This is a genomic window from Pseudanabaena sp. PCC 6802, from assembly GCF_000332175.1.
In the GTDB taxonomy this organism is placed as follows: Bacteria; Cyanobacteriota; Cyanobacteriia; order Pseudanabaenales; family Pseudanabaenaceae; genus PCC-6802.
This window is the reverse complement of the sequence record NZ_KB235910.1, coordinates 674278-686760: the sequence shown is the minus strand read 5'-3', so window position 1 is coordinate 686760 and position 12483 is coordinate 674278. Positions and strand designations below refer to the sequence as shown.

Below are 12483 nucleotides of genomic sequence, written 5' to 3'. Positions count from 1 at the left end.
ATAGCGGTTTTCAGATGAAAACGAGAAGGGGGTTTGGGGGCAATGCCCCCAAGAAGGGGTGGCCCCCTTTTACCCCGTCAATAAAACCTGTTCTCAATTGAAAAACGCTATAGCTCGCCATTCACCTCAATGTTTTATAGCCGTAGACAGATCTGTTAGGACAGGGGGTGTGGGGGCTGCGCCCCCACACCCCAGTGGTGTCAAGTTAAGAAAAGATAGTCATTGTCAAGGGGTAGCTCAAACGGATTTAGGCTGAAATCAGACCTATTTGTGGTTACCCCTATGAAGGCAAAACATCGATATGGGAATCCAGATTTGCGGCGACGAGTGAGCGTGCCCGCGCCGAGCAATGAAGAGTTAGAAGCGCGACTGCGGGATTGGTTGAGTCCAGGGACATTTGCTAATCTCAAAACGGTGCGAGACAAAACTCGACAGTTGCGCGAGCGAGTGTTAACGTTGCCCGTGATGTGTGCGATCGTGTTGAGCCTAGTGTATCGACAGATCGGCGGACTAAGTGAAGTGCTGCGCTTGCTGGAACAGGATGGCTTGTTATGGGTGGAGGCAAAGCGAGTGACGAAGCAAGCCCTGTCAGAGCGCTTGCGTACGCTGCCTGCGGCTTTGTTTGTGCAGATGTGGGAACAAGTACTGATGCGGTTGCCCGTGTCCGCAAATTCAGCGCTGGTGCCGCAGGCATGGGGACAGGTACAGGCAAGCTTTACAACCGTGGCCATGGCAGATGGGTCGGTTCTCGAAGCGTTAGCAAAGAAGCTGGAGCGCCTGCGCAACCAGAAATTCCCCTTAGGGGGTAAGATGATGGCGTTGGTGGATGCCTGGAGTTTGCGTCCTTTAGGGATTTGGTACACCCCAGATGAACACGCCAATGATAAAACCTGGAGTCAGCAACTGTTGGAGCGATTGCCCGTGGATGGGCTGTTGGTGTTTGACTTAGGGTTTTTTAGTTTCGTCTGGTTTGATACATTCACCGAAACCCAGAAATGGTTTGTCACCCGCTTGCGGCAAAAGAGCGCCTACAAAGTCACTCGCGTTCTGAGTCAGGGCAATTTCTATCGCGATGAACTGATCGAATTAGGACAGTATCGCTCTAATCCCTGTACCCATCCACTGCGCTTGGTCTCCGTCTTGTGGGGCAAAACCTGGTACACCTATCTTACCAATGTCCTGGAACCGACTCGCCTCTCCCCTCAACAAGTCTGCGACCTCTATCGACGGCGTTGGCAGATTGAAGATGCCTTCTTGCTCACGAAGCGATTGTTAGGTTTATCATACTTGTGGGTCTGCGGTAGCAATGGCGTCAAAATTCAGCTTTATAGTACTTGGATCTTCTACGTGCTACTGATGGATCTCTGCGCTCAAGTCGCAGTTGCCTTGCGCCAACCCCTTGAATGCATTTCAGTGGAAATGGTGTTCCGCAGTTTCTATCACTTTTCCCGTGCTCGTCAACAAGGTCGTGCAACCGACCTTGTAACATTCCTGGTCACTTATGCCAAATCCTTTGGCCTGGTTAAATCAAAGCGGAAACGACAGCGACAGATTCAGGCGCACTCCCTTGACATCTGGGCGGATGCCTTAACTTGACACCACTGCCCCACACCCCCTGTCCTAAGCCTATTGGCTATAGCTATATATACTCACGCGATACACGGTGTACGAGGCTTGAGGAAACATAGAATAATATGAAGCCAATCAGAGGATGAAGTACCTCTAAGTGAAGCGAAGTTTTGAGATGAATGCTGCAAAACTGAAGTCCAAGCAGCACAGGTAGACTTGCGGCGAGCGAGCGAACTCTGTCTGAGAATGGAGCAATTAATGACCCTGCCAGCAATATTAACGACAGGCCACCATACCCTCGCACGAGCCACACGTGAACAGTCCACCAAGCCGGATCGCTGAAGTAGGCAACACCAACCGTTAATACCTGAGCAATTAGACAAACGTTAAAGAGGATGGAAGTCGCGTAAAACCCAAGTTTTACCCAGCTTGCAGCAGCAACATCCCCTTCTGTTTCCGAAGTTATAGTCATGTCAGCTTGCTGATTTTGCAAGTTCTAAACTTGACAACCCCTGCATAAATAACACTGCTTTCTTGACCAACTCAGGTCCCGCTTTTTCGGGCGAACCGACATCAAACGGAGGAGCGGGATCGTACTCCAGTAATAATTGCACAATCTTGGCGGTTTCCTCATCGTAAAGGATACTCGCGATCGTTAAACCAAAATCGATCCCGGCTGTTACGCCTCCACCCGTGATGCGATTGCGATCGACAACGACGCGCTCGGTACCAACCTCAACACCCAGATTTGCCATCAGTTGTTCGCGCATTCCCCAGTGCGTGGCTGCTCGATAACCCTGTAGCAGCCCTGCCTTCGCCAGAAACTCCGACCCGCCACACACAGAAGTAATAAACTTGGCAGTGCTGCCTTGTTTGCGGAAAAACTCCAGCACCTCTGGATCGTCTACGACTGAACGTTGCTCTAAACCGCCACCGACACAAATCACGTCCAGGGGCGGGCAATTTGCAAAGGTGGTATCCGGCAAAATTACCAATCCGTCATCGCATGTAATCGGGTCTAGCGTTTTCCAGATCCGATGCAGTTCGACACCGGGAAGCGCACTAAAAACTTGATGGGGACCTACAATGTCCAGTGATGTCATGCCAGGATAAAAGACCAAACCAATGATGTGTTTTTGTGAGTCAGTCATAAATTAATCTCCTTGTAGCAATTGGAACTGAAGCTATCCTTATACTAGGGATAGCAACCCAGCATGCCTAGTACTCGATCGAGTACTCTTTTCACCACTATGATCGTTTCCTTGAAGCTGTTATTTGAAGAAATTTATCAAGCAAAGGATGAGGATGATTTGCGATCGCACCTTGCACCAAAACTTGGGGAGTACTTTGCTGCCAAGCGCTCGGGCATCTTTTTCTTCGATCGGCTAAAAGCCGATCGAAAGTTTCAACCCATTCTCAACCTTGCCCTATCTTTGGAACATAATCCTGTGGCGCGTTATATCGCAGAACGTCATACTCCCGTCCATGAAGGATTGGTGACCACGCCCAAGACTTGGAAATTAATCTGTCCGCGTCCGGATCACTGGCATGTGATGGCAGGACCGATCGTCGAGCGCGGTCAAGTCGTTGGTTCAGTGGGATGTACCCGCGAAAGATCGATGCCTGCCTTTGATGCCCAAGATTTAGCCGATCTGAGTGCTATTTGTTTGCATCTATCCGCGTGGACTGCAACCGTGCGATTCGCACAAAGCGTAACTTCAAAACCTCCGCACCAACCGTTTAGTACCCATCGATTAACGCCGCGTGAGTTACAGATTGCCAACTTGGTTGCTTCAGGGCGAACCAACGCAGAGATCGGGAATGAACTTTGGATTACCGAGAATTCTGTCAAGCAGGCTTTGAAGCGAATGTTTCGTAAACTTAGAGTTTCGTCGCGTACAGAAATGGTTGCACAACTCTCTACACCAGAATCAGGACTTAGGCAGGTACAATGAGAACAGATGGGTAACAGAATTTGCTGTGAACCATCGGCCTGAAATCCTGTAAGAAAGAATGGCATCGCTTGCTCTATTTGGTCGGCACTGCCAGAGAGCGTCCCCGCCACGTCCAACCCCAACCCGTTTCAGTTTTAATAACCGATGCGATCGCGATCGCCACCACGAGGGCACCGCTCAGCCACCCCAACCACCAGTAACGCAAAGGTTGTTTGAAGCTTCTAGCGGCACTGGAACGCAAATAATATTGCAACCCGATCGCAACTAATGACATCGCGATCGCCAGGAGTGAGAATCCCTTCGCGTCATCAACCGATAATAGATAACCGATAGTTGATGAGATTAACCCTAACCAGGGCATGACAAATATCAAAGTCATGGCTAAGGCGAAGTACAGCGTTGCTCCCAGATTGCGTTGCGACCCCATATAGAAATTCTTGGTCCACCCTTCCCATAGCGCCGCAAATGACTGATACATCCGCACTTTAATTAATCCCAACCCCAGAATATAGCGCAATCTTAAACCGCTCTTTTTGATTAACCGTGCGAGTTCTAAATCCTCAACTAGCTCGCCAGCAATCGCGCGGTGTCCGCCAATTTTTTCGTAGGCATTCCGCTTAAATAGCATAAATGGGCCAGCCGCAAAGGCAGATTCTAGATCTCTGGCATCATTAACCGCTTCAAAGTTAAATCCAACCGCCAGGATGCTCATCATAATTGGTTGCACCAGCCACTCCGAAAAACAACCACAAATCATTTCCGGCGCGCAGCTAAATAGATCGCTCTGATGTGCTTTTGATTCAGCGATCGCCGCCGCGATCGCACCTGGCTCTAGCCGTACATCCGCATCGATGAATAATAAATATTCGCTCGTCACATGGGGAGCTGCATTAGCGCAGGCCCAATTCTTGCCGCGCCATACTCGATCCTTTGGACGCGGGGGTACGGCGATCGCTTTGACCCTTGCATCCATCGCCGCTAATTCCCGAGCGATCGTGCCAGTGGCATCTTGAGACTCGTCATCGGCAATCCAAACCTCTAATTTGGTAGGATCGGCTAGATCGCTCTGCAAAACTGACTGCACGCAGTCTCGAATATTAATTTCTTCGTTATAGGCAGGGATGACTACGCCGATCGATGAGGTATCGCGTACGTCGCTCGCCACGGGCGCTAGATTAGGGGCTTGAGCCATAGAGGCTTGCAAGCGTTTGCTGAATATGGCGATCGCGACCAGTGAGGCAAACAGAGATAAGCAAATAAGCAGGAGCAAGGCTAAGTACATGTTTTTATTAACTATTGTAAAGCAATTCACCTTGACCGCAGTTATATAGCTGTAGACAAATCTGTTAAGACAAGGGCTGTGCCACACAGGTGAGGCAGGGCGATCTTGGGGTTTCCTCCTAGAGCCACTGGGGTGTTCCATCCATGCACTCCGTCCCGAACCTAGTGGCGACAACTATAGCTAGCTGTAATAACGCTGGATAGAATGATTCTATAATCTTTTTGGATAACCCAATACGATCTCAAAATTTAGTCTAAAGAGGATTATTTCTGTGCCAGTAGGACTTTAGATCGTCAGTTGAAATTTGATTAGCTGGAACCAATTTGTAGTGTCTTTCATCAATAATCCTCACTTGGTCGTCATCTAATGTAAGTTCAAACATCGCAATTACATCATCTGCCATAAATTGTGTAGAGATAGGACGACATATAAGATTTGAGAATTTTTGCTGACAGCAATGTATGTCTTGCTTGGTTTGCACCGCTGATAGCTGATCGTTCCCTCCCTTCGCCTGCACTGGTAAAATATACTGTCGTCCCTGCCGATCAATTCCTACATAGATTTCATCGATCTCAATCTGGCCTATTTTTTTAACTGTTGTGCGTAGATGGTTTTGGAGTGAGTAACCTGTAATTCCGAGAAAGATATCGATTAATCGATTGTAGCGAACCTTAGCAAGCAAAGCTTGTTCATCTGAAAGCGCATAAGCGCCAATTATCTCTGGAGTTGCGTCAGGAATCTTTATTTTTACTAGTGCCTCATTTGGTACGATACGATTAATGCTAACTAGACTAAACGCATAACTTGCCTTTCCTTTGCCCTCTATAATCCACTCCCTACCCTCGGGCTGGGTTGCTAACACTTCGTCTGGCATCTGCGTTCGATAACGAATAGAGTACAACGCATCTCCAATATTCTTAGGCAGTTCAATCCCTAAATCCTGCGCCGCTGATTCCAAGTCACTACGCATGAAAGGAACCTCTGTTAGACCTTCTCTGTAGCGATCTAGAAAAACTTTGCTTACTAGAGATTTATATCTTGACTGCTTTTCCCCTAGGCGTTTAGCCATATGCAGCCTCGTTAATACTGCTCATTTCTATTTCTTCCTGTGTCCTTTTCGTTACTCCGCTTTTACGATCTCGCTTAGCAATTGGTACAACAATATCCCAATAACTCGATGCCTGGGACATATCTAGTCGCAACAGTGGCAGATCGCCTAGCTTTAATATGAGTTCTGGACGTTCTGGCTTGACATTCATTGCTTGTATAATTTGAGTTGCAACAGCGCGAGCTAGAGCTGGGGGGACAGCATTCCCAATTTGACGAGCTCCATGCCACTTAGTCTCATGAAATCTAAACCAGTCAGGAAAGCTATGCAAGCGCGCCATCTCTCGCACGGTGATACAACGGGCACGATCGTAGTGAATTGGTCTTGGACTCGTAAACGCCCCGCGCGCTGAATCTGTACCTGCCCGTAGTGTATTTGATACCCCGTTGCTAGGTAGTCGGAAAAATCTTGATATAGGTTCGACTTTCCCTGGCTCAGTTTTAGCAAACCTCAAACGTGAAATTTGAGTATGCTCAGTCCTCATACTACAAGTTAGAAGTTTAGAGTCCCATTTGCGTTTGTATCCATAACTCCAGGCATCTTCATCATTACAGCGCATTATGCGGGCATATTTGCTTGCCTTGCCCCAAGCATTAGTCTTTACTTCATCACTGTTAATCAACGCAATAAACTCTTCGGCTTCTGGTAAGTCAGATAATGCATCGTAACAGGATGGCCCCATAGGTAGATCACCTTTAGTGCTACCCGCTGCGCGTGTAGTAGGAATTGGATAGGATGGAAGCTGTTTCCCTTTTTGTGCCCCCATCAAAATGAGACGTTGACGATCTTGTGGAACTCCATAACCAGAAGCATTAAGGACTTGCCAAGGGAGGAGAATATTATATCCAATCTCCTCAAAAGCTGTAATAATTTCTTCAAGAAACTGACGGTGCTTTCCTATAGTTAACCCTTTGACATTCTCAAACACAAAGTAACTAGCTTGGAGTTCGGAGACAATGCGCACAAACTCTCTGACTAATGCATTGCGAGGATCGTCAAGCGCTCTTTGTCCCATGAGCGAAAACCCTTGACACGGTGCACCACCAAATACGACATCAACTCTGCGATTACCAATCCTGGCCGCTTTGCGAATCTCATTGCCAGTCAAACCAATAACTGAACGAGGAATTACCACGCATTCAGGGAAGTTAAACTGATGAATGGCGGCATGGATAGGATCGATTTCAACCGCAGCGACGACATCAAATCCCGCTTGCTCAAATCCGAGGCTTAGCCCTCCTGCTCCAGCAAACAAATCTATGGCGATCGGTCGCTTCATGTCTTTTGTTTCCCAACAACTAGCTCATGTTTAGCAATAGCTTACCAGCAAATCACTTTCAGCGGTCAGCTTTCAGCTTTTTTAAAGGCTGATGGCGACGATCGCTAAGTCGAGCGTCGCCCATACGCAGGTGGGCACTGCACCACCTTAAGAGTTCTAGATTTTAGCCCTTAGATTTTAACCTTTGTTCCAAGCGATCTCGGTAACCAGCTAGGAAAGCATCGTTTGGAGCGATTCGCACGGCTTGCTTGTATGCCTCCAGCGCCTCATCTTCTCGCATCAGTTTTTCGAGCGCGAAACCGCGATTGGCAAAAGTATAGGCATCCTTGGCATTCAGGCTAATCGCTTTATCCGCTGCTTCCAACGCTTCGTTATAGCGCTCTAGAAAATTAAGCTGAGCGCTACGTCCTTTCCAAGCAAAATCGAGATTGGGGTTAATTTCTACGGCTCGATCGTAAGCTGCCAACGCTTCGTCATAACGCATGAGTTTTTCGAGCGCAAAGCCGCGATTGGATAAAGCGTAGGCATTGTTGTGGTTCAAGCTTATCGCCTTGTCTGCCGCCTCCAATGCTTCGTTATAGCGTTTGAGGGAATTTAATGCCGAAGCTCTCCAACTCCAGGCGCGATCGTAATTACCATTTATCGCGATCGCTTTATCAAACTCAACCAATGCTTCGGCGTATTTCCGGTTATCCCACAGATCTGCACCTCGATCGATGATGGCATCGGTAGCAGCATCAGCCTTGACTGGTGGAGCAGTCGGCGAAGATATGGGAGTAGGTGTTGGGGTGACGGCAACGGGAGTAACTGGAGTGTTAGGAGAAGGGGAAGGGGATGCTGTAACTGGCGTAATGGGGGGTTGGATGTTGGCCTGCGTCCAAAATCTAGGGGCGGCTAAACCAGCACCTATGACAGTGCCGATAATGCCCAAGCCTGCCAGTACAGGTACGAGCTTAAAGGGTTGTTGGGTTCTCTCTACTGTCGTTGTTCCCACCGTCTGTCCCAGGTCGCTGAGTACCTCACGCGCTGACTGATAGCGATCTCGAAAATGCGATCGCACCATCTTATCGATAACCCTGGCAGTTGCTTCGCTTACCTGGGCGTACTGTCGCCATGCCACTTCACCAGTGGTAATGTCTTCCTTGAGATGCTCTGGGGGCATACCTGTTAAAGCTTGTACTGCTGTCATGCCCAAAGCGTAAATATCGCTACTAAAGCGAGGCTTGCCCACCGCTTGCTCGCCAGGCATATATCCGGGCGTGCCGACCGCAACTGAGTTGCCAGACTGCGCCTGAATTGTTGTCACCAGCGATCGGATTTCCTTCACCGCGCCAAAATCAATTAGGGCTAATTTGCTGTCTCTATAGCGGCGAATGATATTAGCGGGTTTGATATCGCGGTGAATCACATTTTGCTGATGGACGAATTCCAAAATCCCCAAGATATCTCGCAGAAATGCCAGCACCTGTCCCTCGCTCCAACGGACACCTGGTAAAAGCTCCTGGCTTAAGTCTCGCCCCTCCACAAACTCTTGTACCAAATAAAACTGTCGATCTTCCTCAAAGTGCGCCATCAGCCTGGGGATCTGGTCGTGGCTGCCCAGTTGATACAGCACCGCTGCCTCGGTATCGAACAGGCGTTTTGCCGTCTGCAAGACAAATGGATCTGCAGACTGCGGTTTTAAACGCTTAACTACGCACTTAGGCGAACCAGGTAAGTCGCGATCTTCAGCAATATAGGTTTCGCCAAACCCGCCAGTGCCTAGTTGTTGAAGTATGGCGTAGCGTCCTCGAAGTATAGTGCCAATCATAATAGTCAGTGACGTTTATTTCAATTTACAACATTTAAAACCTTTAGTTTTTAGCCTTTAGTTTTTAACCTTTGCTCCAGGCGATCGCGGTAGCCGACTACAACAGCATCGTTTGGTGCGATCCCCACAGCAAGCTCATAGGTTTTCAGCGCCTCGTCATGGCGTTGCAGTTTTTCGAGGGCAAAACCGCGATTGACAAGAGCATAGGCATCCTTGGCATTCAGTCTAATCGCTTTATCGGCAGACTCCAGCGCTTCGTTATAACGCTCTAGAGAAATAAGCTGGGTACTACGCCCTTTCCACGCAAAATCTAGATTAGGATTAATTTCTACCGCTCGATCGTAGGCTGCCAATGCTTCGTCGTAACGCTTGAGTTTTTCAAGGGCAAAGCCGCGATTGGATAAGGCATAGGCATTGCTGGCATTCAAAGCAGTCGCGCGATCGGCGGCGTTAATTGCCTCTTCATAGCGTTTGAGGGAATTTAGAGCAGAAGCTCTCCAACTCCAGGCGCGATCGTAGTTATCGTTCAGCGCGATCGCTCGATCGAACTCAACCAGGGCTTCGGCATATTTGCGGTTGTTCCATAAATCTGCTCCGCGATCGATGATGGCATCGGTCGCAGGATCGGCCTTGGGCGAAGTAGTAGGTGCAGTTACTGTGGGAGTAGGGTTAGGAGCGGCTGAGGTGGTTGTGGTAACCGGAGGAGTGGGCTGGATGTTGTGCGCCACAAATCTAGGCGCAGCGAAACTTATACCAATTACCGTACCGATGATGCCCAAACCTGCCAGGATAGGCACTAGTCTAAACGGCTGAGGCTTATCTACCGCCGTTTCAGATACCTTTTGTCCCAGGTCGCTGAGAACTTCGCTGGCGGACTGATAGCGATCGCGAAAATGCGATCGCACCATCTTGTCAATTACCTTTGCTGTAGCCTCGCTTACCTGGGCGTGCTGTCGCCATGCCAGTTCGCCCGTGGTAATGTCTTCCTTGAGACGCTCTGGGGGCATACCCGTTAAAGCTTGCACTGCCGTCATGCCCAAAGCGTAAATGTCGCTACTAAAGCGGGGCTTGCCTATAGCCTGCTCGCCAGGCATATATCCGGGCGTGCCGACTGCAACCGAGCTGCCAGACTGTACCTGCACTGTTGTCATTAGCGATCGGATTTCCTTGACCGCACCAAAATCAATTAACGCTAATTTGCCATCGCTAAAGCGTCGAATAATATTAGCGGGCTTGATATCGCGGTGAATCACATTTTGCTGATGGACAAATTCCAAAATTCCCAAGGTATCTCGCAGAAATGTCAGCACCTGCCCCTCGCTCCACTGCACGCCGAGCAACAACTCCTGGCTTAAATCCCGCCCCTCGATAAACTCTTGCACCAGATAAAACTGCCGATCTTCCTCAAAGTGTGCCATTAGTCTGGGAATCTGAGCGTGGCTGCCTAATTGATATAGTACTGCCGCTTCGGTATCGAACAGGCGTTTTGCCGTCTGCCAGACAAAGGGATCTTTAGACTGTGGTTTTAACCGCTTAACTACGCATTTAGGCGATCCGGGTAAGTCGCGATCTTCAGCTACATAGGTTTCGCCAAACCCACCAGTTCCTAGTTGTTGCAGTATTGCGTAGCGTCCTCGTAGTATGGTGCCAATCATAAATAGTCAGTGCCAGGTTAATTTGGGTTTATACCAAATCTTGTTTAGCCCCCTTTTACTGGAAGTCCGCACAGGCAAACTTTGCTCGTGCAGCCGCGACTTTAGTCGCCAGTCAATATTAGGGATAATTAACGCGGATTTGGTATTACTACATTCACTCTAGGCGATTAGTTTCTGAAATGCTTGAGATAGAGCGATCGCAGTATGAAAAAACGTCAGCCTGCTAAGTTTATTTAAATTGCATTCTATTATTCCTACGGTTCAGCAAACAATTTGGATTGGTTTTAGCCCCAACTTAGTTTCAGGGTTTCTGCGCCACAAAGACCAAATCCGTCGGAACCAATTCCTGTTGCTGTAATAGACCGAGCATACCAGCCCAAATTACCTTAGTAGGACTATTCGGTAACTTTTCTAGTTGTAGCAACAGCTCGCCAGGCTTGTAAATTTCCCGTACGTTATCCGGTCGATAGTTGGTGAAATAAAGCCCTATGCGATCGCTCCCTGTGGAGCGTACTTCTGCTGATAGGCGCTCCAGGGTTTGAAAACCATCGCGATCGACATCAGCAACATAGCTATTGCCGCGCTTAGCGATCGCGATCTTGTAGTTCACGACTTGGAAGGTTAAGCAGGTAAGGTCTAAAAAGGGCAACAAAAGGCTAAGATGAAGGAATAAACGACGAAAAAGCCTTGTTTTGCCAATGTTATTACCTTTTTTCAGGCTGGTAGGAGTAGCACCAACCATAGCTAAAGGGATGCAGGCATATCGCAGCGTGTTTTGTCGCGAAGAGGGATTTAACCACGTCAGTCGATATGTCAATGGTTTGATTCTAAGTCCCAACAAGACATTACAAGGGATCCACAGCCAAATAGTGTGGCCAGAGGGAGAAGCCGTGAGCCGACGGGCAATGCACGAGGCAGTGTTTGAGGCAGGGTGGGATAGCGAAGAGTTAATGCAAAAGCATCGGGAGACATTATCATCGGAGCATCAAGGCAAGGGGAAAGAGGTAATCAGCCTGGATTGGACGTTGGCACATCACGAACGGGGCAAAGAAATCTTTGGAGTCAAACGCAGTTACGATTATGTAGAGCATCGCATGAGCAACTACCAAACAGTGGTGACTGCAGTAATCTCAAATCGGGAGTATATCGATGGGTTAGACGTGGTAGTGCAACCACCGAATTGGCAGGAGGCAGAGAAAGCATATTTGCAGATGAGCGCACAACAGAGTTACACGGAGATGGCGCAGGTAATGGCGCGTCTGAGCGAGTTAATCAGCTACCAGAGCAATCGGCTGGAGTATCGTAAACGCACGGAAATCGTGCGAGACCTCGTGGAACAACTGGAAACAGAGGGACAGTTCCCCAACGCCCACTATGCTTTTGACAACGGCGTATTGACCCTGGAGTTGACGCGTTTGATTGAAAGTAAGGGCAAGCACTGGGTCAGCGAAATTGAATCATCGCGACATATCCTTTGGGATAACCAGTGGCAACGAGTTGATGCTGTCGCCACCCTGTTACGGTCTCAGCATCCTCAGAGCTTTCGGGCTGTGACGATCGCCTGTCGTAATGGTCAAAGTAAGACCATGTGGGCATTTACGAAAGTGATACGGCTGAAACGCTATGGACGCAAGCGTTTGAGAGTGCTCAGATTTTTGTGTAAGCGAGAAATAAGGTCAGTAATTTAAACGTCCTGGGAATAGGATAGCAAAATATGACAACGCTGCCTTCCAATCCTTAAGGGGGCGAGTCCAACGCTTGGCAATGTTATGCATGGCCAAGAACATGAGCTTGAAGACAGATTCCTCATCGGGGAAGACAGCCT

General features: G+C 48.7%; 11 protein-coding genes and 1 pseudogene. 3 read left to right on the top strand and 9 right to left on the bottom strand.

Translation table 11 applies throughout. From position 1 onward, the window contains the following. The first annotated feature begins 282 nt into the window (after positions 1 to 282). Positions 283 to 1596, top strand: a complete 1314-nt coding sequence (locus tag PSE6802_RS0103470) for an IS4 family transposase (RefSeq protein WP_019498672.1) — start codon at positions 283 to 285, stop codon at positions 1594 to 1596. A gap of 43 nt (positions 1597 to 1639) precedes the next feature. Here the strand turns inward: PSE6802_RS0103470 and PSE6802_RS0103465 are convergent, their stop codons facing one another. Both PSE6802_RS0103465 and PSE6802_RS0103460 read right to left on the bottom strand, forming a co-directional pair. Beyond that, complete coding sequence (locus PSE6802_RS0103465; RefSeq protein WP_019498671.1) at positions 1640 to 2041, bottom strand: DUF6220 domain-containing protein; 402 nt, start codon at positions 2039 to 2041, stop codon at positions 1640 to 1642. 1 nt (position 2042) lies between these two features. Then, entirely contained in the window at positions 2043 to 2720 is a 678-nt protein-coding gene (locus PSE6802_RS0103460) for a DJ-1/PfpI family protein (RefSeq protein ID WP_019498670.1), read from the bottom strand. Between the two features lie 99 nt (positions 2721 to 2819). Between PSE6802_RS0103460 and PSE6802_RS0103455 the strand changes: the two genes are divergently transcribed. Then, positions 2820 to 3524, top strand: coding sequence for a LuxR C-terminal-related transcriptional regulator (locus tag PSE6802_RS0103455; RefSeq protein WP_019498669.1), 705 nt, complete (start codon positions 2820 to 2822; stop codon positions 3522 to 3524). A 73-nt stretch (positions 3525 to 3597) separates the two neighbouring features. Here the strand turns inward: PSE6802_RS0103455 and PSE6802_RS0103450 are convergent, their stop codons facing one another. The 6 genes from PSE6802_RS0103450 to PSE6802_RS0103425 form a co-directional block, all read right to left on the bottom strand. After that, positions 3598 to 4806 carry a glycosyltransferase family 2 protein gene (locus tag PSE6802_RS0103450; protein WP_019498668.1) on the bottom strand — a complete coding sequence of 403 codons (1209 nt, stop codon included), beginning with the start codon at positions 4804 to 4806 and terminating at the stop codon, positions 3598 to 3600. A 253-nt stretch (positions 4807 to 5059) separates the two neighbouring features. Next, a complete protein-coding gene (locus PSE6802_RS0103445; protein WP_019498667.1) occupies positions 5060 to 5875 on the bottom strand; it encodes a hypothetical protein in 816 nt (271 codons plus the stop codon). Next, complete coding sequence (locus PSE6802_RS0103440; RefSeq protein ID WP_019498666.1) at positions 5868 to 7193, bottom strand: DNA cytosine methyltransferase; 1326 nt, start codon at positions 7191 to 7193, stop codon at positions 5868 to 5870. The genes PSE6802_RS0103445 and PSE6802_RS0103440 overlap by 8 nt, the downstream gene beginning before the upstream one ends. Before the next feature lie 163 nt (positions 7194 to 7356). Continuing rightward, positions 7357 to 9003 carry a protein kinase domain-containing protein gene (locus PSE6802_RS30735; RefSeq protein ID WP_019498665.1) on the bottom strand — a complete coding sequence of 549 codons (1647 nt, stop codon included), beginning with the start codon at positions 9001 to 9003 and terminating at the stop codon, positions 7357 to 7359. 50 nt (positions 9004 to 9053) lie between these two features. Beyond that, positions 9054 to 10658 (bottom strand): protein kinase domain-containing protein, encoded by a 1605-nt coding sequence (locus PSE6802_RS27575; protein ID WP_019498664.1) that lies wholly within the window; start codon positions 10656 to 10658, stop codon positions 9054 to 9056. A 301-nt stretch (positions 10659 to 10959) separates the two neighbouring features. Continuing rightward, entirely contained in the window at positions 10960 to 11268 is a 309-nt protein-coding gene (locus PSE6802_RS0103425; protein ID WP_026103028.1) for a DUF5991 domain-containing protein, read from the bottom strand. A gap of 88 nt (positions 11269 to 11356) precedes the next feature. Here PSE6802_RS0103425 and PSE6802_RS31705 point away from each other — a divergent pair, with 88 nt between their 5' ends. Then, complete coding sequence (locus PSE6802_RS31705; protein ID WP_225902636.1) at positions 11357 to 12346, top strand: transposase; 990 nt, start codon at positions 11357 to 11359, stop codon at positions 12344 to 12346. On the opposite strand, the pseudogene PSE6802_RS32465 reads toward PSE6802_RS31705, so the two are convergent. Continuing rightward, positions 12335 to 12483 (bottom strand): annotated as a pseudogene (locus tag PSE6802_RS32465) (IS256 family transposase); the annotation flags it as partial. The gene PSE6802_RS31705 and the pseudogene PSE6802_RS32465 sit on opposite strands and share 12 nt — an antisense overlap.

Excerpts from the sequence above, each read along its gene's own strand:
- PSE6802_RS0103470 (WP_019498672.1), top strand. The coding sequence starts at position 283 with ATGAAGGCAAAACATCGATATGGGAATCCAGATTTGCGGCGACGAGTG.
- PSE6802_RS0103465 (WP_019498671.1), bottom strand. The coding sequence starts at position 2,041 with ATGACTATAACTTCGGAAACAGAAGGGGATGTTGCTGCTGCAAGCTGG.
- PSE6802_RS0103460 (WP_019498670.1), bottom strand. The coding sequence starts at position 2,720 with ATGACTGACTCACAAAAACACATCATTGGTTTGGTCTTTTATCCTGGC.
- PSE6802_RS0103455 (WP_019498669.1), top strand. The coding sequence starts at position 2,820 with ATGATCGTTTCCTTGAAGCTGTTATTTGAAGAAATTTATCAAGCAAAG.
- PSE6802_RS0103450 (WP_019498668.1), bottom strand. The coding sequence starts at position 4,806 with ATGTACTTAGCCTTGCTCCTGCTTATTTGCTTATCTCTGTTTGCCTCA.
- PSE6802_RS0103445 (WP_019498667.1), bottom strand. The coding sequence starts at position 5,875 with ATGGCTAAACGCCTAGGGGAAAAGCAGTCAAGATATAAATCTCTAGTA.
- PSE6802_RS0103440 (WP_019498666.1), bottom strand. The coding sequence starts at position 7,193 with ATGAAGCGACCGATCGCCATAGATTTGTTTGCTGGAGCAGGAGGGCTA.
- PSE6802_RS30735 (WP_019498665.1), bottom strand. The coding sequence starts at position 9,003 with ATGATTGGCACTATACTTCGAGGACGCTACGCCATACTTCAACAACTA.
- PSE6802_RS27575 (WP_019498664.1), bottom strand. The coding sequence starts at position 10,658 with ATGATTGGCACCATACTACGAGGACGCTACGCAATACTGCAACAACTA.
- PSE6802_RS31705 (WP_225902636.1), top strand. The coding sequence starts at position 11,357 with ATGTTATTACCTTTTTTCAGGCTGGTAGGAGTAGCACCAACCATAGCT.